Origin of the sequence: Corynebacterium sp. AOP12-C2-36, assembly GCF_052379185.1 — a bacterium.
Lineage (GTDB): Bacteria > Actinomycetota > Actinomycetes > Mycobacteriales > Mycobacteriaceae > Corynebacterium.
Map to the genome: position 1 here is coordinate 168,552 of NZ_JBQSYJ010000001.1, position 21,536 is coordinate 190,087.

General features: G+C 67.1%; 16 protein-coding genes. 9 read left to right on the forward strand and 7 right to left on the reverse strand.

The annotated features are described in order from the left end of the window. Positions 1–15 precede the first annotated feature (15 nt). Positions 16–957, reverse strand: a complete 942-nt coding sequence (locus ACT3UN_RS00770) for an ornithine cyclodeaminase family protein (protein WP_441578706.1) — start codon at positions 955–957, stop codon at positions 16–18. Positions 958–1,392: 435 nt separating this feature from the next. Here ACT3UN_RS00770 and ACT3UN_RS00775 point away from each other — a divergent pair, with 435 nt between their 5' ends. The 4 genes from ACT3UN_RS00775 to ACT3UN_RS00790 all read left to right on the forward strand — a co-directional run bounded on the left by ACT3UN_RS00775 (position 1,393) and on the right by ACT3UN_RS00790 (position 4,364). Then, positions 1,393–1,812: a hypothetical protein gene (locus ACT3UN_RS00775; protein WP_441578707.1), complete on the forward strand. Its 420-nt coding sequence runs from the start codon at positions 1,393–1,395 to the stop codon at positions 1,810–1,812. 106 nt (positions 1,813–1,918) lie between these two features. Further along, entirely contained in the window at positions 1,919–3,604 is a 1,686-nt protein-coding gene (locus tag ACT3UN_RS00780) for a cholesterol oxidase substrate-binding domain-containing protein (protein ID WP_301444067.1), read from the forward strand. Between the two features lie 15 nt (positions 3,605–3,619). Next, the gene (locus ACT3UN_RS00785; RefSeq protein ID WP_444655765.1) at positions 3,620–3,805 is read left to right on the forward strand and encodes a hypothetical protein; all 186 of its coding nucleotides are present in this window, start codon (positions 3,620–3,622) and stop codon (positions 3,803–3,805) included. 76 nt (positions 3,806–3,881) lie between these two features. Continuing rightward, complete coding sequence (locus ACT3UN_RS00790; protein WP_301444065.1) at positions 3,882–4,364, forward strand: nuclear transport factor 2 family protein; 483 nt, start codon at positions 3,882–3,884, stop codon at positions 4,362–4,364. A gap of 11 nt (positions 4,365–4,375) precedes the next feature. Here the strand turns inward: ACT3UN_RS00790 and ACT3UN_RS00795 are convergent, their stop codons facing one another. From ACT3UN_RS00795 to ACT3UN_RS00810, 4 genes are all read right to left on the reverse strand, one after another. Beyond that, on the reverse strand, positions 4,376–5,221 hold the full coding sequence (locus tag ACT3UN_RS00795) for a hypothetical protein (RefSeq protein WP_444655767.1): 846 nt from the start codon (positions 5,219–5,221) through the stop codon (positions 4,376–4,378). Between the two features lie 14 nt (positions 5,222–5,235). Beyond that, positions 5,236–6,705, reverse strand: coding sequence for a heparan-alpha-glucosaminide N-acetyltransferase domain-containing protein (locus ACT3UN_RS00800; RefSeq protein ID WP_444655769.1), 1,470 nt, complete (start codon positions 6,703–6,705; stop codon positions 5,236–5,238). Between the two features lie 9 nt (positions 6,706–6,714). Then, positions 6,715–10,740 carry a Pls/PosA family non-ribosomal peptide synthetase gene (locus tag ACT3UN_RS00805; RefSeq protein ID WP_444655771.1) on the reverse strand — a complete coding sequence of 1,342 codons (4,026 nt, stop codon included), beginning with the start codon at positions 10,738–10,740 and terminating at the stop codon, positions 6,715–6,717. Between the two features lie 573 nt (positions 10,741–11,313). Further along, positions 11,314–12,273 carry a LysR family transcriptional regulator gene (locus ACT3UN_RS00810; protein ID WP_444655773.1) on the reverse strand — a complete coding sequence of 320 codons (960 nt, stop codon included), beginning with the start codon at positions 12,271–12,273 and terminating at the stop codon, positions 11,314–11,316. Positions 12,274–12,425: 152 nt separating this feature from the next. Between ACT3UN_RS00810 and ACT3UN_RS00815 the strand changes: the two genes are divergently transcribed. From ACT3UN_RS00815 to ACT3UN_RS00835, 5 genes are read left to right on the forward strand one after another with little or no spacing between them, the layout of a single operon-like run. After that, positions 12,426–13,802 (forward strand): CitMHS family transporter, encoded by a 1,377-nt coding sequence (locus tag ACT3UN_RS00815; protein WP_444655775.1) that lies wholly within the window; start codon positions 12,426–12,428, stop codon positions 13,800–13,802. 40 nt (positions 13,803–13,842) lie between these two features. Further along, entirely contained in the window at positions 13,843–15,228 is a 1,386-nt protein-coding gene (locus tag ACT3UN_RS00820; RefSeq protein WP_441582267.1) for an acyclic terpene utilization AtuA family protein, read from the forward strand. Then, positions 15,228–15,545, forward strand: coding sequence for an AtuA-related protein (locus ACT3UN_RS00825; RefSeq protein WP_301443678.1), 318 nt, complete (start codon positions 15,228–15,230; stop codon positions 15,543–15,545). The genes ACT3UN_RS00820 and ACT3UN_RS00825 overlap by 1 nt, the downstream gene beginning before the upstream one ends. Next, positions 15,542–16,312, forward strand: coding sequence for a CoA transferase subunit A (locus ACT3UN_RS00830; protein WP_301443677.1), 771 nt, complete (start codon positions 15,542–15,544; stop codon positions 16,310–16,312). The genes ACT3UN_RS00825 and ACT3UN_RS00830 overlap by 4 nt, the downstream gene beginning before the upstream one ends. After that, positions 16,309–16,962, forward strand: a complete 654-nt coding sequence (locus tag ACT3UN_RS00835) for a CoA transferase subunit B (protein ID WP_441578713.1) — start codon at positions 16,309–16,311, stop codon at positions 16,960–16,962. Before ACT3UN_RS00830 ends, ACT3UN_RS00835 begins: the two co-directional genes overlap by 4 nt. 669 nt (positions 16,963–17,631) lie before the next feature. On the opposite strand, the gene ACT3UN_RS00840 is transcribed toward ACT3UN_RS00835, so the two are convergent. Both ACT3UN_RS00840 and ACT3UN_RS00845 read right to left on the reverse strand, forming a co-directional pair. Continuing rightward, complete coding sequence (locus ACT3UN_RS00840; RefSeq protein WP_444655777.1) at positions 17,632–19,437, reverse strand: DNA/RNA helicase domain-containing protein; 1,806 nt, start codon at positions 19,435–19,437, stop codon at positions 17,632–17,634. Continuing rightward, positions 19,434–21,449, reverse strand: a complete 2,016-nt coding sequence (locus ACT3UN_RS00845) for a DUF2075 domain-containing protein (RefSeq protein WP_444655779.1) — start codon at positions 21,447–21,449, stop codon at positions 19,434–19,436. Before ACT3UN_RS00845 ends, ACT3UN_RS00840 begins: the two co-directional genes overlap by 4 nt. Positions 21,450–21,536: the final 87 nt, after the last annotated feature.

Genomic DNA, 21,536 nt, shown 5'->3' on the forward strand with positions numbered 1-21,536 from the left:
TCGACCTCCGCCGTGTCAGCGTTCCTCGGTGCTGTAGGCGACCTCGGCCACGGCGAGGTCCTGCCAACCCATGCCCACGGTCTTGAGGAGCACCGGGCCGGGGGCGTCCACGGGTCCGTCGTTGACCAGCTCGCTGAGCGTGTGCAGGTCATCGGTGCTGATCGTGGTGTTGTCGACGGCGATGCGCACATCACCGGCCTCGCGCATCGCAGTGTCCACGTCCTCGACGTACACCGTGGCCCGTGACAGCAGGACGTCGTCGGTCTCCCGGGCGTCCGGCTCGTGGGATCCCATCGCGACCACCAGGGCGTCGTCACGCACCAGGGAACCGTCGAAGAGCGGCGCCCTGGCACTGGTGCAGCACAGCACCAGGTCGGCCTGCGGGACATGGTCGGCCGGATCGGTGCCGGCGACGGCGCTGACACCGTCCTGCGTGAGTCGGGCGACCAGCTCGTCGACCTTGCTCTGGCGGCGACCCAGGACCGTGACGGAGTTGATCGGTCGCACCGCGGCGGTGGCGTGGACGTGGTTGTAGGCCTGCGGGCCCGTGCCGAACAGGACGACGTCCACCCCGTCACCGGTGCGCCCACGCCCGGGGGCGAGGTGGCGCACACCGACCGCGGAGAGCGCTGGGGTGCGGATCTCGGTCAGTGAACTGCCCTCCAGGACCGCGCTCGGCTCCAGGGTGGTGGCGTTGAACAGCAGGTAGAGGCCCTGGATCTTCGGCAGTCCGGCCGCGGGGTTGTCGGGTGCCACGCTGGCGACCTTCACCCCGGCGGAACCACGGGTCTGCGCGGGCATCAGCAGGAAGCTGCCGTGGTCGAGCGGGACGCTGCTGCGGGCGGGTGTGCCCGCGGGGTCGAGGCCGTCGCGCAGGGTCTGCTCGATCGCGTCGACGGCGGAGAGCATGGGGACGCGCTGACGGACCTCGTCGGCGGTGATGAACGGTAGCGGCATGCCGCCCAGTCAACCATCCGCCCGCCGTCCACGTGGCGGCCGGCCGCAGGAGAATGCCGGCGCGGTTGGCGGGGGAGTTTTACGTCGAGGGGCAAACATAACAATTATCCGGAACCTACAATTGCAATAAATGAGCGGTCGTAAATGGGGGAACAATTAACGTTTATCGCTAACTTTCGAACGGTGTTTATCCTGGTAGCTAGTTTGATTCACTATGCATATAAGTCTCCACATTGCGAACCTGGTGATCTATATTCGGTCCACTCCTCAACACTGGGGAGGTCCGAAAGGAGAGGAAATGCTCGACGCAATTCTGGAACTGGCTGTCGTTCTAATCAATCTAGCCCTTGGCTTGGCCACCATTGTCATTGGTGTCATTCCGGCGGCAATCATCGGAATCATCGGAAGCTGAGGGGACTGGCAATGACCACCACCATGAGCACCACCACCAAGAAGTTCGCCGTTTCGGCGTGCCTGACCATGACCGTCATGGCCGGCGGAGTCGCGACCGCGGCCGCCGACGACGTCTCGACACCCACCATCGGGTCCGCCGAAGGAATCATCTGGAACCCGAGCCACGACGAGGACCTCCGGAACTGGAACGTGTGCAGCGGTCCGGCAGCGTCGTGGGAATGGCTGCTGGCCAATTTCCGTGACCACGGTGCCGACATCCGCGAGTCGCTGTCGCCGAACAGTCTCGCCGAGCTGATCGGCCTGCCGATCAGGCTCCTCGTCCAGATCCCGGTGTACGCGATCCAGGACACCCTGTTCCACCTGCCCACCACGATCGGGGACATCCTGTCCTACTGCTCGTCCGCCCGCCCCATCACCTCCGGGTCGATCAGCGGTTCGTAGGACCGTAGGACGATCCCCCGGGACCAACCCACCTGTTGTCGACACCCCGAGCACGGCCGCACGGCCGGGTCTCGGGGTGTTTCAACCTCCAGAAGAAGGACAGGACATGTCAGACTACGACGTCACACGAAGGAACTTCGGGAAGCTCTCGGCCCTCGCGGCCGCCACAGTCATCTTCTCGCCCATGGGCCGTGCCGCGGCGGTGACCCGCGACCCGGAACTCATGTCGAACTTCCCCGAGGGGATCAAGCTCACCCAGGCGGTGTTCAGCAACTGGGACAACACCATCGTCACCGGCAAGATGTGGACCGCGGTGCCCGGGAGTGAGGACGACGTCCTCGCGCTGGCCAACTGGGCCGCGGCGAGCGGCGTGAACCTGCGTCCGTTCGGGTACCAGCACAGCTGGTCGCCGGTGGCGACCGTCGGACGTCCGCACCCGCGGACCGTCCTCGTCGACGTGCGCGAACTCGCCGGCGTCACCGCGACGACGGACTCCACGGTCACCGCGTGGTGCGGGACCAGGATGGACGACCTCCTGGAACGGATCCACGGGGTCGGAAGGACGCTGCTCTCCGTCCCCGCCCCGGGGGACATCACCGTGGTGGGTGCGGTGGCGGTCAACGGCCACGGCACGGGACTCTCCACCGTCGACGAGCCCCACACCGACGGCCGGACGCTGTCCACCATGAGCAACCTGATCACGCAACTGAGGTTCCTCGAGTGGGACCACGACACCGGGACCTACCGGGCGACCACGGTGAACAGGGACGATCCCCGATGCGCGGCGCTACTGACCTGCCTGGGGTCATGCTTCATCATCAGCGTGACGCTGCAGACCACCCCGGACGTCAACGTCCACTGCATCAACAGGACCGACATCGACATCGACGACATCCTGGCAGCACCGGAGGACGCGGGGGAGAACTCGTTGACCTCCCTGCTCGAGGTCAACGGACGGGTCGGGTTCATCTGGTACTGCTTCACCAGGACACCCTGGGTGCAGATCTGGCGGCGGGCGGACCAACGCCCCGCCGGGGCCAGGTGGGTCACCGGGCCGTACAACTACCCCTTCGCCGACACCCTCCCGGACGTCGCCGCGAACACCCTGGAGAAGATCGTCTCCGGGCAGGACCGGCTCGCACCGGCCTTCGGGAGCTTCATGTTGTCCGCCACCAAGGCCGGGCTGACGGCGACGGGGGCGCGCAACATGTGGGGGCCGAACAAGTGCTTCGTCCACTTCGTGCGGCCGACCACGCTGAAGGTCGCGGCCAGCAGCATCGGTGCCGTCGTCCCACGCAGCGAGCTCCAACGGGTCGCCCACGACTTCTCCGCGGTGTACACCAGCCTCCTGGACACCTACCGGGGTCAGCGGAAGTACCCGATCAACGGCGTCGTCGAACTCAGGGTCAGCGAGGTCGACGACCCCGCCCACAGCGTGGTCGCCGGCGCCGTGGCGTCCTCGCTCTCCGGCGCCTCCCGTGTACCGGGGAGTCCGGAGAAGGACACCGTGATCTGGTTGGACGTCCTGACCCTGCCGGGCACCCCGCACGCCGACGAGTTCTACGCCGAGCTGGAGGAGACCCTGCGCTCCCGAATCGGCGGCTACGCGACACTGCGGGGTGAATGGGCCAAACGGTGGGCGCACACCCCGGCCGGCCCCTGGACCAACAGCAGCCTCTCGGACCTCTACGTCGACTCATTGCCGGACGCCAGGGACGCCGTCGCCGAGCTGCGCGGCAACGACCCGAAGGGCGTCTTCGCCTCACCGTTCGTGACCACCCTTTTCGCCTGAAGAAAGTAGACCACCATGTTTCTCGATGCCGTGTACGGAATCGTCCTGTCCTCGCTCGGCGCGATCGCCTCGTCGGTCCGGCTGGACTTCCCGACCTTGTCCGACAGTCTCGTCTCCCTCACCGGCGGCCTCGTGGCCCTCGGCTCGTCCGTCACCGCCCTCGGATCGACCGGGCTGAGCCTGTCGATCCTGGGCAGCTGACACCCCACCCCGCCGTACAACCGGAAGGACAACCATGAGAATTCGCCCGATCACCACAGTGACCACAGTGACCTCAGTGACCACCGTAACGGCCGCCGCCGTGCTGGCCGTCGGCCTCGTCGGCTGCTCCGCCCCCGAGGACGCAACCGCGGTGGCCGACGCCTCGACACAGCAGGTGTCGGCGGTCAAGGACTCCTCGAACCTCGACACCGTGACCACGTTCTACGAGGACTTCTTCAACGGGCACGACCCGGCGGCGGCCGACGTCATCGCGCAGGACTACATCCAGCACAATCCCGAGCTCCCCGACGGCCGCGCCCCGTTCGTCGACTTCTTCACCGACTACTTCGAGCAGAACCCCGCCTACCGCAGCGAGATCGTGCGCACCGCGGAGGACGGAGACCTGGTGTACCTCCACGTGCACTCCACCAACGGCCCCGACGACCGGGGCCAGGCAGTGGTCGACATCTTCCGCGTCGTCGACGGGGAGATCACGGAGCACTGGGACGTGATCCAGGACGTGCCGGCCACGTCAGCCAACTCCAACACCATGTTCTAGCGCGACCTGTCCTAGCGCCACGTGACGGAGGCCGGTCGCGTCCGGTCGGCGGAGGCGCCGGGGACGCCGCCGCCGTAGTCGAACCGCAGGCCGACCGGCACGCTCGGCCAGTCGGGGTCGGCGGGGGCGTGCGACAACACGCCGCGGGCGTAGCGGCGTCCTGCGACCAGCTCGCTCTGGATGACGGGGAGACGGCTGACCGGGGGGATCCCGCAGCCGTCGTCCACGCTGCCGACCACCTGGTTCCCGTTGAGGCCGTCCCGGCTCATGGGGACCATCATCGGTGTGGGGACCGCCGACGTGGCGTCCGGCAGCGCGGTGAGGACGACGGGGTCGTCGGTGAAGCGGGGGACCGCGCCGAGGTACACGATGTCGAAGGCGAAACACAGGTAGTGGTCGACGCTGTCACCGGCGAGGGGGTCGAGCAGGCTCACGCTCTCCCGGCCACGCGGGACGCCGTCGTGGGCGGTGATCGACCACACGAGCAGCCTGCCCTCCTCGTCCGCCGTGGCGACCGTCGCGGCGTCGCCGAACGCCAGCGACGAGCCGGGCGCGGTCAGCACGACCTCCCGGCCGTTGGGGTAGAGGTACACCGGCAGCGGCACCTCGTCCTGGGAGGGATTCTGGGAGGGTCCCTGCGTGGGGTCCTGACTGGATTCTTCGGACGGTGTCGCGGAGGCGGACTCACCGCCGCGGCCCGTGCCGCCGATCGTCGAGGGCGGGCGGACGTGCTTGCCGCCGCCGTTGCCGACGGGATCACTGTTCCCGTCGTTCCCGCCGCCGTCACCACCGCACGCGGACACGGAGAACAGCAGGGAGGCGACGAGACAGGTGGACACCACGCTGGTTCGCTTCACGGAACGTCCTTTCTTCATGAGCTCGGGGTCGGGTTCGGTGTCGGGGTGCGGCCCACGCCCCGTGTCGCGAACCGGCAGATCCGTGACACGATCTCCTCCAACGGGCCCCGGCCCCGCACCAGGGTCCAGACGACGGCGAAGAGAACCGCCCCCACGATCTGGACGATGAGGAGGGTGACCCTGTTGTCGCAGTCCGCGTCCAACGCGAACTTGAGGAACAGCAGGTGCGAGACGTAGATGGTCAGGGTCATCGAGCCGACGGCGATGAGGGGGGTGAGCAGTTCCCGCACACCACTGGCGATCAGGAGGAACACGCCGATCGCCAGCACCGCCAGCCCGGCCGCGGAGACGACGGACAACGTGGTGTTGGTATGGGGACCCGAGGTCGCCAACCACCACCACGTGTCCGTGGGGAGGCGTCCGTCCGGCCCGTAGTCCAGGACCTCCTGGATGTCGGTCGCGTCGTAGCCGTCCGTCAGTTCGTAGATGTTGCGGAACACCCGGCCGTAGTCGAGCAGGAACGTCGAGAGCAGGATGCCGAACGCGGCCGTACCGCCGCCGACGACGACCAGCCAGATGTGCGTGACCACGGAGCGCAGGTCCAGCCTGCCCAGGGTCATCCCGACGCAGATGTAGGCCATCCAGGTCACGGCCGGGTAGGTTCCACCGACCGTGAGGGTGATCAGCATGTCGAGCGGGTTATCGGCGACGTCCGTGAAGCTGGGGTTGAGCGTCGTGGTGTAGCCGCCCCACGCGGCCACCAGCCTGATGACCACCGGCCCGAGGGCGGTGAAGAGGAGGGCGAAGGCCAGGAGATGACGGATCCGCAGCCCCGTCAGCGCTATGGCCACCAGGAACATCAGGGCGTAGTAGGGGAGGATGTTGTACACGGGGACCCCCACCTGGTCGAGGAGGAGCCCGATAGCCAGGATGATGAGGGCGCGCACGGCCAGCGACACCCTGTCACGGCGCAGGCGCAGGCCCGTGTGCGGGTTGTTGGCCCCGGTGATGAGGGCGATGGTGACACCGGCGAGCACTCCGAAGAGCGCCGACGAATGCCCTGCGAACAGTCTCCACACCATCGTCGGCTCGCCGGTCAGCTCGTTGTAGGCCGGCATCGTGTGGACCGCGACCATCCCCAGGAGCGCGAAGCCCCGCGCCGCGTCCAGTCCTGTGATCCGGCGCGGGTCATCGACGGGTCCGAAGGCGGCCCGCCTGCTCCACCGTTGCGCGGATCCGTGGGACTCGCCCAGCGGCGGGGGAGGTGCGAAGGACGTGGGGTCCAGCTCGTGTTCACCGTCCCAGATGGGACGGACCCGCGCCGGGCCGGGCAGGGGCCGGACGCTGTCGGCGGCGGCCTCCTTCGGGACGCCCGGTGCGTCCGGCAGTGCTCCGTTGCCGGATGCGGGCACCAGGGATGCAGGTCGGCTGGGCCAGGTGTCGGGGCGGGCTCGTGCACCGCCTGTTTCGGGGGAGGTGTCCAAGGTATTTTCCTAACGGTTGACGTGGGTGACGGGATTGACGTGGGTGACGGGATTTCCGGCCCACACGGAGTCGGAGGGGATGGCGTCCCCACGCAGGACCAGGGAGCCGGGACGCACGGTCGTCCGGGCGCCGATCGAGGCCCCGGGGAGCAGGAAGCTGTTCGGTCCGAGAGTGGAGCCCGCGCCCAGGGAGACGTGGTCCAGGGACATCACGCGGTCGTGGAAGAGGTGGGTCTGCAGGACGGTGCCGCGGTTGACCGTCGCGTGGTCGTCGATGGAGATGATGTCGAACTCGGGGAGCCACCACGTCTCGCACCAGACCGCCCTGCCCACGCGGGTTCCCATGAGCCGGCACCACCAGTTGTAGAGCGGGGAGCCCAGGGAGACCCGGATGAGGGAGGGGACGGCGAGCATCTCGACGAAGTTGTCCACGAGTTCACTGCGCCACACGAAGGTCGAGTACAGCGTGCGTTCCCCTGCGGTGAACCGGCCCACGATGAGCCACTTCGCCAGCACCGGAACGAGGCAGGCCACCACGCCTGCGACGAGCACGATCGGCACCGACCACAGGCAGACCGTCCAGATCCCGGGCCAGCCGGGTTCCGACCGCATGTAGACCGTGGTCCCCGCCCAGACGATGAACAGGTCGAGGTAGGCGGCGATGACCGGTGGGACGAGGCGGAGGAATTCCACGCTGGCACGCGCGCCCCTGAGCCCCGGCCCCGGGTTGAAGGTCTTCGACAGGTCGGCCTCGACATGACGGCGGGGGATCTCCCTGGTCTGGCGGCCCAGCCACGAGGTCCCGCGCTCCGCCCGGTAGGGCGTCGAGGAGAGCACGGCGATCAACGACTTCTCCGGGAGGTCGTAGTCCGGCCCGACGATGCCGGAGTTGCCGACGAAGGACCCGTTGCCGAGGACGGTGGTCCCCACATGGATCCAGCCGGCACGGTGCCGCGAGGCGGTGCACATGGAGTGGTCGGCGAGGAAGCACCTGTCACCGATGGAGGTGAGGTGCGGGATCGTCTCGACCGTGGAGATCTCGTTGCCCTGGCCGACCCTCGCCCCGAGCAGTCGGAGGAATGCGGGCGTGTACCACGCCGCGTAGAGGAAGTAGGTCGAGGTGAGCGTCTTCTGCATCATCGTGTGGGTGAGCCACAACGCCCAGCCCGTGGTCGATTCGGTCGGGAAGTACCCGGGGCGGATGAGCAGCGAGGACAGCCGCACGGTCACGATGACCAGCGAGATCCACGTGAGGATGGTGAGCAGGGTGAACACCGGGACCCAGGCGGCGAAGGTGGGGAAGACGTCCTCGTAGCGGGTGCGTTCCACCACGTGCGGCAGAACCAGGAACGTCCCCGGCAGGATCGCCAGGAGCGGCAGCAACCCCATCCATGCGAGGCCGACCATGTAGAGGAGCCGGTGCGGCAGGCGCGAGAGTGTCCCCACCGCGCCGTCGCCGGCCGCGTCCTCGGGGCTCTGCTCCGGCCACGTGAGGCCCGCCTCCCCCCAGTCGGCCGGGGGTGAACCACCGTAGAGCCGGTGGGCGGGCACCCATCCAGCGACGGAGGAGCCTGCGAGGATCTCGCACCCGTCGCGCAGGTCGGCGCCGGGCCCCAGCCAACTCCGCATGCCGACCCGTACCTCGTCGCCGACCCGGATGACCCCGACATGGAGCGTGTCGCCGTCGAGCCAGTGGCCGTTGACGTCGACCTCGTGCTCCAGGGTGGTGTCGTCGCCCACGGACAGCAGGCCGGTCACCGGCGGGAAGGTCTGGAGCTCCGTGCCGCGTCCGACACGGCAACCGAACAGGCGGAAGAGCACCGGCGTCACCGGTGTGCCCAGCAGCGGTTCCAGTTTGAGGTAGGTGAGGACGCGCTCGGCGGCCCATATCCTCAGGTGGACCAGCCCGCCGCGAGGGTAGGTGCCCGGCGTGATCCGGTGGGTGAGCAGACGTGCCACGACCGTCGCCTGGACGACCTTCCCCGGCAGCGAGAACAGGACGAGCCAACCGACGAGAAGTGGCGCCAGGGGCGGGTAGGGGACCCAGCCGGCCTCGAAGAAGAAGGCGAGGACCCAGATGACCAGGATGGAGCCGACGATGTAGCGGGCCGCGTTGAGGACGTAGATGCCGCAGACCACGAGGAACTGGACGACGCCGGACCACCAGGGCATTCCGGCCGGCATCGGCCGGGACTCGTTGCTCTCCCGGAGACCGGCCACGTAGTCCGCCATGCCCGTCAACGTGGAGTGGTCGTAGAGCGCCCCGATGTTGACGGCCGGGTGCGTGGCGCGCAGCGAGGTGGCGAGCTTGGCGATGGCCACGGAGGACCCGCCGAGGTCGAAGAAGTCCGAGTCGGCGTCCAGGGGTACCGGCCCCAGCAGGTCGGTCCACATCTGCCCGAGCGCGTGCAGTTCCGCCGGCAGCGTGGAGATCCCTCCGCCGTCGTCCGGCAGCGGCCAGGGCAAGGCCGAGCGGTCGACCTTCCCGGAGGTCTTCAGCGGCAGTTCCGCCACCGTGCACAGCGTGGGGGAGATGCCTCCGGGCAGTACGGCCCGCAGATGCTCCCGGGCGGCCCTGAGGTCGATCTGCTCACCGGTCTGCTGGTGCCGGTCGTCCGGGACGACGTAGCCGACGATGACGTCCGACCCCGCCGGGGTCGTCTGTTTGGCGGCCGCCGCCGCCCCCACACCCTCGATCGTCGCGAGCGCCCGGTCGATCTCGCCGAGTTCCATGCGGCGTCCGCCGAACTTGATCTGGTCGTCGGCACGGCCGGCGAAGACGAGCCCCTCGCGGTCGGCGACGACGAGGTCGCCGGTGCGGTAGGCGCGGTCCCAGCCGAGGGCGGGGAGCGGCGCGTAGACCTCGGCGTCCTTCACCGGGTCGAGGTAGCGGCCCAGTCCCACCCCGGCGACGACGAGTTCGCCGGACTCTCCCCAGCGCACCGGCTCACCGGTGGACGGGTCGACCACGGCGAGCCTCCACCCGGGTGTCGCCCTGCCGATACGTACCGGCTGACCGTCCTGGACCTCGTCCATCAGCTGGCCCGTCGATATGACCGTGGCCTCGGTGGGGCCGTAGGTGTTCCACAACTCCCTGCCGTCCCTGGCGAGCCGGTTCACGAGCTCGACGGGGAGGGCCTCGCCCCCGAAGATCAGCAGGCGGACGTTGTCGAGGGCGTCGACCGGCCAGAACGACGCCAGCGTGGGCACCGTCGACACCGCGCTGATCCGGTTGTTCGTGATCCAGGCTCCGAGGGAGTCGCCGGAACGCACCACGTCCCGCGGCGCGGCGACGAGGGCGGCGCCGTAGCGCCAGGCGAGCCACATCTCCTCACAGGAGGCGTCGAAGGCGACGGACAGCCCCGCCATGACCCGGTCACCCGGATGCAGGGGGTCGCGGGTCAGGTACATCCTGGCCTCGGCGTCGACGAGGGCCGCCACGGCGCGGTGGGTGACGGCCACGCCCTTCGGTGTCCCCGTGGAGCCGGAGGTGAAGATGATCCAGGCGTCGTCGCCCACCGTGGGGGAGGACGGAGCGTCCGCTGTGAGCGTGGCCGGGCGCGGTTCCCGCGCCGTTTCTTGCGCGGGGTCCTGTGCCGGTTCCAGGGCGAGGCCGGCGCCGAAGACGGCGGCGACGTCGGCCTCGGCCCAGATCTTGCGTGCCCGCGCATCGGGGTCGTCCCAGTCCACCGGGACGTAGGCGGCTCCGGCCGCCAGGGTGGCGAGGATCGCCACGTAGAGGTCGGTCGTGCCGGACGGTACGCGCACACCAACCCGGTCCCCGGGCCGGATGCCTGCCCGGGTCAGCCGCTCGACCTGCTCGGCGATGCTGGCGGCCAGTTGCTCGTAGGTGAGTTCGGTGTCCCCGCCCACCAGGGCCAGGGCGTCGGGGTGGGCGACCGTGGTGCTGTTGAGGATGTCGATCAGCGTTCGCGGGGCCGGTGCCTGCGCGACACCGAAGATGGCGGACGACGGATGGTCGGTCGCGCTGTCATGGACCGGCCTGTGTACGTCCTGTGGTGAACTACGTTTCATTGATGTCCCTACCGTCGAGGATTCTTCCTTTTTCTCCCGTGACCGACTGGCGGGGCATCCGGGCGCCCGGATGTCCCTTTCTGAATGGCGAGGTGCATGGATCTGGCGGAAACGGACACAGATGGTTGGCACGACAAGTACGTTGTTAATTGACGTAAACTCGTCAGTTCCAGCGGGTCGGATGACCTCTGTTCTCATTCAGTTAGTCGGCGTTTTTCTGGAAGGACCGTTACATGTCCTTCGGTGGGCGCGACTATAGAAGTCATGTGACCGGACCCACCACTTTTGACGGTGGCTGATTTATGGCACGAGGGAAACGCTTATGGATATCGGGCAATTAAGATCAGCGCGAATGAAATTGAGCAGACCGGGAGTAATTCTGCGCATTCTGACGGATTCGCGCACGTCAACGAGAGGTATTTGCCAAGAAAATGCCCCCACGCTATATAGCCGAGCATTGCTGAAGTGTAGGGGTGGGTAACGAACGGATGTCGGCATCGTGAGGGTTTGTTTCCGTACTCACATCAAATAATTCTCGCGGAGGCGGCGGTGCCGGCGGTGCCGGTGCCGGGGTCAGGCGCCCAGTCCCGTCCACGTGGTGAAGTCGGGCAGCGTCATGTCGGCGGACGTGGAGTGGGCGACCAGGGTGAGGAACTCCCGCGCCGCCGGCGAGAGTGTGCGGGTGGTGTCCTGCAGCACGCCGATCGTCCTGGTGACCGGTTCGCCGCGGAAGGGGCGCAGGACCACGCCGGCGACACGGGTCATGGGGATCACGAAGCCGGGGACGGCGGAGATGCCGAGGTTCGCCGCGCACAGGCCCGTCACCGCCGAGATCGTCCCGGCGGTCACGGTCTGGGACGGGCGGATGCCACGGGCGCCGAGCTCGCGGTCGGTGATGCGTCGTACGGAGCTGGCCTCGGTGAAGGAGACGAAGGAGTCGCCGGCGAGGTCCTCCCAGTCGATGGCGTCCCGGTCGGCCAGGCGGTGGGTCACCGGCAGGATGCAGGCGAAGTGTTCCTCGGCGATGGGGGAGAAGCGGAAGTGGTCAGGGAGGCTGTCGAGCAGCTCGGGGTCCTCTGCGGTGATGGCCAGGTCCACCGTGCCGTAGCGGCACTGCTCGATGATGTTGGCGGCCATGAGGTCCTGCAGACTGACGCCCACGTTGGGGAAGGTGCGGCGGAAGCGGTCGATGAACGGCGGCAGCAGGGTGGCGGCGAGTGAGGGCAGTGTGGCCAGGCGCAGTTCCCCGCTGGGCCCGCGCAGGTAGCTGGCGAGGTTGTTGATCTCCCGGTCGTAGGTCTCCAGGACCACCCGGGCGGCGCGCAGGAACTCGGTGCCGGCGTCGGTGAGGGCGAAGCTGCGGGTGGTGCGGTCGAACAGGCGCGCGCCGGTGGCCTTCTCGACCTGGGAGACGGTGCGGCTCAGCGAGGACTGTGACTGCCCCAGGCGGTCGGCGGCGAGGGTGAATCCGCCCTGGTCGGCGACGCAGACGGTGGCGCGCATCTGCTCGACGGTGATGTCAGTTATCCGCATACCGCAAGAATCTATGCAAGATTATTGTTTGACGCAACTAAATGTGGCGGCTCATAATCGGATCATCCACGCGACCCAGGTCACAGGACGGCCATCTCGGCCGACCGACCTGACCAGGGTCCGCACCCCTTCCGCCGACAAAGGAGAGCCTCGTGCTTGCTCTGTACGGATTCCTCACCGTGGGGATCTTCCTGGCACTCACCCTGTTCACCCGCACCTCCGTGCTGGTGGGCCTGGTCCTCGTGCCGATCGTCTTCGCCGTGCTCGCCGGCCACGGCGGTGACCTGGGCGACTTCATCGGCGCGGGCCTGCTGCAGGTCGCCCCCATCGCGGTGATGATGACCTTCGCCATCCTCTTCTTCTCGGTGATGATGGAGGCGGGCCTGTTCGACCCGCTGATCCGCCGGATGGTCGCCTGGGCCAAGGGCGACCCGGTGAAGATCGCCATCGGCACCGCACTGGTCACCATGTGCGTGCATCTGGATGGCGACGGTGCCGCGACGTTCCTGATCACCCTGTCGGCCTTCCTGCCGATCTACCGTCGGATCGGGATGCGCCCGATCGCCCTCACCGCGATCGTCGCCCTCGGCGCGGGCCTGATGAACATGCTCCCCTGGGGCGGGCCGACCATCCGCGCGATGGCCGCCCTGGACATGGACGCCTCCGAGGTCTTCACCCCGATGATCATCCCCATGATCGCCGGCGGCGTGTGGGTGCTGGTGGCGACCTACATCATCGGACGCATGGAGCGGAAGCGCATCGGCACCATCCGGCTGGATGCTGACAACACAGCGCAGGACGTCCCGCAGGACGCAACGTCCGACGCAACGGCCGCCGCAGCGTCCGACGCTGTCGACCCCGTCGACCCCGGCGACGAGGCCGACCACGCCCGCCGCGACGCGGGCGTCCCGCGGTGGCGCATGGCGGTGAACCTGGTGCTCATCCTCACCCTCGTGGCGGTGCTGTTCACCCACGCCGTGCCGATGGAGGTGTGCTTCATCGTGGCGTTCACCCTCGCCGCCTGCGTGAACATCCCGAAGTGGAAGGACCAGCAGAAGCTCTTCCGTGACCACGGCGCCAACGTGGTGCTGGTGACCTCGATGGTCTTCGCCGCGGGCGTGTTCACCGGCATCCTCGGCAACTCCGGCATGATCGAGAACATGGCGCAGAGCCTCGCGGACGTGATCCCCGAGAGCTTCGGCAGCGTGCTGCCCGTGCTCGTCTCGGTCGTCTCGATGCCGCTGAGCCTGGTGTTCACCCCGGACGCCTTCTACTTCGGCGTCCTGCCGGTCTTCGCCCACACCGCCGAGGTCATGGGTGCCGACCCCGCGATGATCGCCCGCGGCGCGATCGCCGGGCAGATGACCACCGGCTTCCCGCTGAGCCCGCTGACGGCGTCCACGTTCATCCTCATCGGCATGGCGAAGGTGGAGCTGGGCAAGCACCAGCGGTTCACCTTCCTGTGGGCGTGGGGAACCACCATCGTGATCACCGTGACCGCGGTCATCACCGGCGCCCTGACGTTCTAGCCCTGACGTTCTAGCACTGACTTTCTAGGAGATACTTTCGATGAGAACCATCAGAATCGGTTCCGGCGCAGGGTTCGCCGGCGACCGCCTCGACCCGGCCGTGAAGCTCGCCAAGGACGCCGACCTCGACTACCTCGTCTTCGAGTGCCTCGGGGAGCGCACCGTCGCCGCCGGGCAGCTGCGTCGGTTGAGCGACCCGGACGCCGGCTACGACCCGTTGCTGGAGACACGGATGCGCGCCGTCCTGCCGCACACCGTCGCCCACGGCACCACCGTGGTCACCAACTCCGGTGCGGCGAACCCGGAGGCCGCCGCGCGGCTGATCGCCAAGGTCGCCGCCGAGGTCGTCCCGGAACGCACTGTGACGGTGGCCTACCTCACCGGCGACAGCGTCCTGCAGCAGGTGCGGTCAGAGGACCCGCAGGTGTGGGAGACCGGCGAGGCCCTGTCGGCAGAGACTACGGAGTCGGCGGGGCTGGTCTCCGCGCACGCCTACCTGGGCGTGGAGCAGGTCCTGCCCGCCTTCGACATTGGGGCGGACGTGGTGGTCACCGGGCGCCTGGCCGACCCGTCTCTGTTCCTGGCACCGATGGTGCACGAGTTCGGGTGGGACCTGGACGACTGGGCGCTCCTGGGTGCCGGCACCTTCGTGGGCCACCTGCTGGAGTGCGCCGGGCAGGTCACCGGCGGGTACTTCGCCGACCCGGTGACCAAACCGGTGCCCGGCATGGCCGACCTCGGGTTCCCCTTTGCAGATGTTGCTGAGGATGCTACCGCGGTACTCGGCAAGCTGACCGACACCGGCGGCATGCTCACCCGGCAGACCGTGCGTGAGCAGATGCTCTACGAGGTCGCCGACCCGGCGGCCTACCTCACCCCGGACGTGACCGCCGACTTCTCCGGCGTGAGCATCGAGGAGGTCGGGCAGGACGCCGTGCGTGTCAGCGGCGCCACGGGGCGCCCGCGGACCGGGACGTTGAAGGTCACCCTCGGCTTCCGCGGCGGCTGGTTCGGCGAGGGCCAGATCAGCTACGCCGGGCCGCGAGCCCGCGAGCGCGCGGACCTGGCGTGGGACATCGTGCGGCAGCGTCTGCATACGGTGCACGGCATCGACCCTGAGCAGGTCAGCGTGGAGTTCATCGGTACCGGTGCGGCGTTCCGGAACATGACCCCCGCTGCTTCCGAACCCCCGGAGGTGCGGGTGCGCGTGGCCGCGCGGGTGGACACCAGGGAGCAGGCACACGCCGTCGGTTGGGAGGTCGAGGCCCTGTACTGCGCCGGGCCCGCCGCCGGCGGGGGAGCGCGCAAGGGCCTCAGCGAAGTCCTGGCGATCCGCTCGACCCTGCTGCCGCGCGAACACATCGCCGCAGAAGTGAACACGGTGAGTACCGAGAGCATGATGAACACAGCGAAAGGAACCCTCTGATGACCGTCCTCGACACCTACGCCGACGCCCGCACGGGCGACAAGGGCGACACCCTCATCGTCGCCGTCCTGCCGCGCAGCAGCGCCGACCATGCATTCCTGCGCGACCGGCTCACCGCATCCGCGGTGGCGGAGCACTTCCGGTGTAGAACGGAGGATGTCACCGTGCGGGACGTCACCGCCGTGGAGTCCTTCGTCTGTGAACTGCGCGGCGTGCTCGGCGGCGGGGTCACCGGCTCGCCGGTACTCGACGGTCACGGTAAGACACTCAGCTACCACATGCTCACCCTCCCGATCGGAGAACTGGAGACCCGATGAACCACACATCAACCGGCCCGACCTCGAAGGTCGTCGCCACAGCGCAGGAGGCGGTGCGCGACGTGAGCGACGGCGCGCGCCTGGCCGTCGGCGGCTTCGGCCTCAACGGCATCCCCGACACCCTGATCTCCGCCCTCGTGGAGACCGGGGTGGGGGAGCTGGAGATCTACTCGAACAACTGCGGCGTCGACGACTGGGGCCTGGGCCTGCTGTTGAACAACCGGCAGGTGCGCCGCGTCGTGGCGTCCTACGTGGGGGAGAACAAGGAGTTCGCCCGCCAGTACCTCGCCGGGGAGCTGGAGGTCGAGCTCACCCCGCAGGGCACGCTCGCGGAGAAGCTGCGCGCGGCGGGTGTGGGCGTGCCGGCGTTCTACACGCCGGCGGGCGTGGGCACGCCCATCGCCGACGGCGGTCTGCCGTGGAAGTACCGGGAGGACGGCTCGGTCGCCGTGGCGTCCCCGCCGAAGGAGGTCCGCGAGTTCGGTGGGCGTCGCTTCGTGTTGGAGGAGGCGCTTCCTGCGGACGTCGCCCTGGTGCACGCGGAGGTGGGGGACACGGAGGGCAACCTCGTGTTCGCCAAGTCGGCGATGAACTTCAACCCGCTGTGCGCGATGGCTGGCACGATGACGATCGCCGAGGTGGAGCGTCTGGTCGAGCCCGGCGAGATCGACCCGGCGCAGGTGCACCTGCCCGGCATTTTCGTGCACCGAGTGGTGGAGACCGGGGAGCAGGACAAGCGGATCGAGAAGAGGACGGTGTCGGCATGAGCTGGACCAAGGAGCAGATGGCGGCGCGTGCCGCCCAGGAGCTGGAGAACGGCCAGTACGTGAACCTGGGCATCGGCATGCCCACGCTGATCCCGAACCACCTGCCGGAGGGGGTGCACGTGGTGCTGCACAGCGAGAACGGCATCCTGGGCACCGGGCCGTACCCCACGGAGGATCAAATGGACGCCGACCTTATCAACGCCGGCAAGGAGACGGTGACGGTGAACCCGGGTGCGGCCTTCTTCGACTCCTCGTTGTCCTTCGGCATGATCCGTGGCGGACACGTGGACGTGGCGGTGCTCGGCGGGATGGAGGTCTCGCGCCACGGTGACCTGGCGAACTGGATGGTGCCGGGCAAGATGGTGAAGGGCATGGGCGGGGCGATGGACCTGGTGCACGGTGCGCGCAAGGTGATCGTGCTGATGAACCATGTGGCGAAGGACGGTTCGCCGAAGATCCTGTCGGAGTGCACGCTGCCGCTGACCGGCCAGGGCGTGGTGGACCGCATCATCACGGACCTGGCGGTGATTGACGTGGTGCGCGACGGTGACGGTGGGTTCGGTGGACGCCTGGTGCTGCGCGAGACCGCGCCTGGGGTCAGCGTGGAGGATGTTGCGGCGGCGACCGGGGTGGAGCTGGAGGTCTCCTAGTACGGGCAATTCGCCTGGCCCCCGGAAAGCCGCCAAGAAGTACGAAGAAAGCGTTGTAGCACCCGCATAAATAATGCTTCGTCTGTTCGTGTCGCGTCTGGGTCTTTCCCGTTGATCAGCGGCCTAGTATCTAAGCTGGCCAGGGTAGCGAATTCGGATGTGTTGCAACCGAGTATTGCTGTCCGGGGCATCGATACTGGCACCGCCTATATCGGACGACAACACCGAAGGATATGATATGTGAACATCGGCCATCGAAATATCCAGTAAATCAATTGCCCAAGATCGTAATGCCGGGTAGTGATCACTTTTATTGCGAACGTGACTACGGCGATACCATCTGTTCCTGTTCCGGTATTCCTTGACGCAGGATTTCCGTTACTTTCAGTAATGTCGGATACCGAAATCATCTACAGGAATATATTGATGGCAGTGCCCATGGCATGGGTTGTAGTGCTTGTGGCAACGGCAGTATCAGAGACTTCGCTGTGCCTATCTTGGCGGTGAATGCTTCCCGGTAGGAGGAAGAAATATGCATCCGGCGCCTATTCTCCTACTTTCGCTGACAGGGCAGATCGGTCGGCGATGAACGGTCTCTTCATCTCAACGCGATTGGGAAGAACGGGTGACCATACCGCCCAGAGGCGATACCCAGATGAATCATCTCGGTTAAGGGGCGATTTGAGAGATCGTCGGAAAATACCTGCCCAGGTACTCCCGCAGGCCGGGGTCCACCACATGGATGAAGGTGCCGTGGACCCCTCGGGTCATCAAAACGTAGTAGATGTTCGTGATGAACTCCAAGAGCATCTCGTCCGTGGTGGTCTTGCCGGCGAGCTTGTTGTTCCGCTTGCCGGTCTTGTCCCTATAGTCGTCCTTGCTGACTACGAGCTTCTCGGCCTCGAGGTCGTACTGCAGATCGCGGCCGATGATCACGCCGGCGAAGTTCAGATCATGGCCCTGGACGGTGTGGATAGACCCCGCCTCGTCCACGGACTTGGGGGAGTTGATCCAGTCCGTGATGGTCGAGTTCCAGCGCAGGTGCACGTCATTGGCCAGGTGGATGTCGTAGTCCTGTGAGTTCTTCTTGCTCACCCAGTCCCAGGCGTAGCCGGCGACCACGCGGGAGAGTCCGTGGGAGCTGTTCTTCCTGCAGATCAGCTCCACGAGTTCGCGTGGATCGTCGACCAGTCCGACCTCGTAGGGGCCGAAGTCGGATTGTGCCTGCGGAGGGTACGCGGAGAGCACCTGCTTGATGTAGTCGATGTAGTCGTTCCCGCCGACCGAGCGCATCTGGGAATGCAGCCTGTACTCGCGGCGGTGGTTTGCGTCCTGCGCGTCAATCAAGGCTCGCAGCACGGACGTCGACAGGTCGATCGGCTTCACGGTCTGCGACGTGTCCACCATCAGGATCGTGTTGTCGGAACGGGCGCGGATCCAGTCCAGCTGTGACGCCTCGGGCCGATCCCCGCCGAACAGGGACTCGTTGATCTCCCGGAACTCCTTGGTCAGCGTGCCGATCGATTGGGCGCCGAACTGGCTCAGCCGGTGGGCCTCGTCGACGACCAGCAGGTCGAAGCGGCGCTCGTCGAGCGCGACCTCCCGAGGACTGAGCACCATGTCCCCGGACAGCCCCGGAGTCGCCGAGAACACCCGGGTCAACGTCCTACGCAGATCCTGCATCGGCACCACCAGGCCGATACGGCGGTGGCGGAACAACGCGCGGACGTCCTCGAGGTAGAAGTCCTCGAAGACCGACTCCCGCTTCTCGTCACCGTCGTCGACGAACGACCCCAGGTCTGCCAGCAGCTTCATGAGGAATGTGGCGACGATGGTCTTTCCCGTCCCCGGGTCGCCCTGGACGACCGCCACCTGGTTGGTGCCGGCCGGGGAACCGAGGTCCTCCACCAGACCGTCCAGGATGTCGCTGACCACCGACATCTGGTCCTCGTTGAGCGACTTGAACGGCGAGTACTTGAACATCTCGGAGTTCTCGATCTCCCGGATCGACTTCGAGAAGATGCCCTTGGCCCGCAGCTGCTCGAAGATCTCCTTGAATCTCAGCTGGTAGTAGAAACGGTTGTAGTAGTTCTTCTCCTGCTGGCCGGCATTGCTGTTCAACGTCCGGTTCGACTCATCGCCGGAACTGAGGTTGATCAGGAACGACTCGAGGTCGAGGCACGAGGACTTGTTGAAGGTGTCGTCCACGATCACCTCGGCGACCTGGAGCCCGGCCTTCGCCTCGTTCTTGAGGTGGTCACCGAAGCGCTTGTCCATGTTCAACGACTCGCCGATGTACACCTCACCTGTGTCCTTGCGGGACGTGGCAGGCCGGTGCAGCACGTAGACGACCGGCCAGTCATGCATCAGGCGGTCCTGGTGCAGTTCCATGTGCCCGTCGGTGGAGAATTCGTAGGTGCGGATGGAGTACGAGTGGGCGGCCAGCGGAGACCCCGGGGTGGTGGGTGCGCTCACTGGTCGACCTCCGCCTCTGCCTGCTCTGAGAGCAGATCCCGCAAGATCTCGCGTGTCTGCCGGTCAGGGGAGTAGATGACCGTCCCCCGCATCCCGCGGGTCAGCAGGACCTTATAGACGTGCCGGATGAGCACGTCGAAGTCGTGGTCCGAGAGGTCCTTCTTCGCCAGGTAGGGGTCGGCGTTAGCTGACCGGACGGTGACGAAGTCGCCGTCGCGCCACACAAGGTCCGGGCCGATGATCACCCCGGACCAGTCGAACTCGAAGCCCTGGGCGGTGTAGATGCAGCCGATCTGGTCGAAGCCGCCCTCGCCGGTGGCCCACCGGAAACCCGGAGGCGCATTCTTGATGCGCCGCTCGGCAGGACTGTTCCAGGGGCGCGACCAGTCGCCCAGACGCACATCGTCGACGAGCTCCTGGTCGCCCTTCTTCACCTTCGTCCAGGACCAGCAGAAGCCGGCGGCGATGCGGGCGGAGAAGCCACGGGACATCTTCTTCCGCAGGATCTCCTCCATCTCCTCAGGAGAGTCCGCCACCGTGACCGACACGTGGGAGTCAGGCGCCAGCACCGGCGGCTCGCCCGGGGGAAGGTTACGGACCTGGATGTTGTGGAGCTCGGCGAAGTCGATGTCGGGCAGCGGGTCGCTGTCGGTCTCGGCGAGATCGTCGTCGGGGAGCCCGGTGATGTCGAGGTCGGCGTCCAACCCGAGGATGCTCTCCACCCAGCGGGTGTAGCTGAGGCTGCCGCCGCACCGGAACTGCTCGGTGAGCCGCACGTGCACGACCTCGTGTCCCTTCTCCTCCGCGAAGCGGGTGATCTCGTAGAGCGAGCCGAGCTCGCCGGGGCGCACGACCTGGTTCTCGTCGAGCAGGAGCACCGGGGTGCGGGCCACGTCGATGAGCTCGTCGAGCTGCGGGCGGTTCTGCGCCCTCTGCGCAGCAGGGGTGTACCTGCCGGTGGACGTCTCACGGATGCGGTGAGCCTCGTCGGCGATGAGGACGTCCAGCATGTTCTTCTCGGCAGTCTGGAAGCTGTTGAAGTACAGGAAGAGCTTTTGTGTCGCGGTGCTGCGGTGCCCGGCGATCTTGCGCAGCGACTTGGTGAAGGCGCTGGATCCGGTGGCGTGCATGACCCGGCGACCGTCCCGGGCGAGTTCACCCAGCAGGGACAACGCGACCACTGACTTCCCGGTGCCCGGGCCGCCAGACACCACGATGACCCGCTTGCTGTCCGCCTGGTGGGCCTTCTTCACCTGGTGCAGCACGAGACGCACGGCATCGTGCTGGCGGTCGAGGAGAACGAACTCCTCGCGTTCCTGGATCTCTGCCGCAGCATGGTCGAGGAGTTGGCGTGACGGGGCGAACGAGGTGCTCATCAGCTCGTCGGCCGGGGCAGGGTCGCAGACGGGGGAGAGGCGGCTCTTGAGGTACTCGGAGAAGTCTGCGATCTCTGCGCCGGTGAAGAGCTTGGAGTCGGTGGTCGTGACCAGATCGTCCAGCTCGGCGATGTCCGCCCTCGACATGGCGTTGTGCAGGAATGCGGCGCCGTGGACGCGCTCCGGGTGACCGGCCAGGACCGTCGCGAAATCTGTGAGGTAGCTGCGGTAGTCGTCGACCTGCAGAACCGGGTGCGACCGAGGGGCACCAAGGAGCCCGGGACCGTCGACCAGTTCGGGGTTGCCCTCGAATGAGGTCGCGCTCGACCACTGCTTGAGCTCGATGACCACGTAGGAGGGCTCGCCGGTCGTCGGGTGCGTGCCGGCGAGCACCGCGTCCACCCGCTTCGAGATCAGCGGAAGCTGGTGCTCGAGGAGGACGGGCACCGCACCGAGGCCGGCGTCCGAAAGGACCCTGGCCAGCACCGGGATGCTGGCCTCCCAGGCGTTCAGCTCTGCGGTGTTCACCCCGCCGAGACCGCGGAAGTGGGCCTGTTGTGCCATGAGTTCGGACAGGGTCGAAGGGTCGGTGAACCGGTCAAGGATCTCGGAGGCGGAGGTCCGAAGCAGGGGCAAAACATTCTCCAGGCAGCACGAAACATCGTGCGACGTGGAGGCATGTCTGAATAGAAGCCTGTCGGGTCGCTCTTACCCGGTTCACAC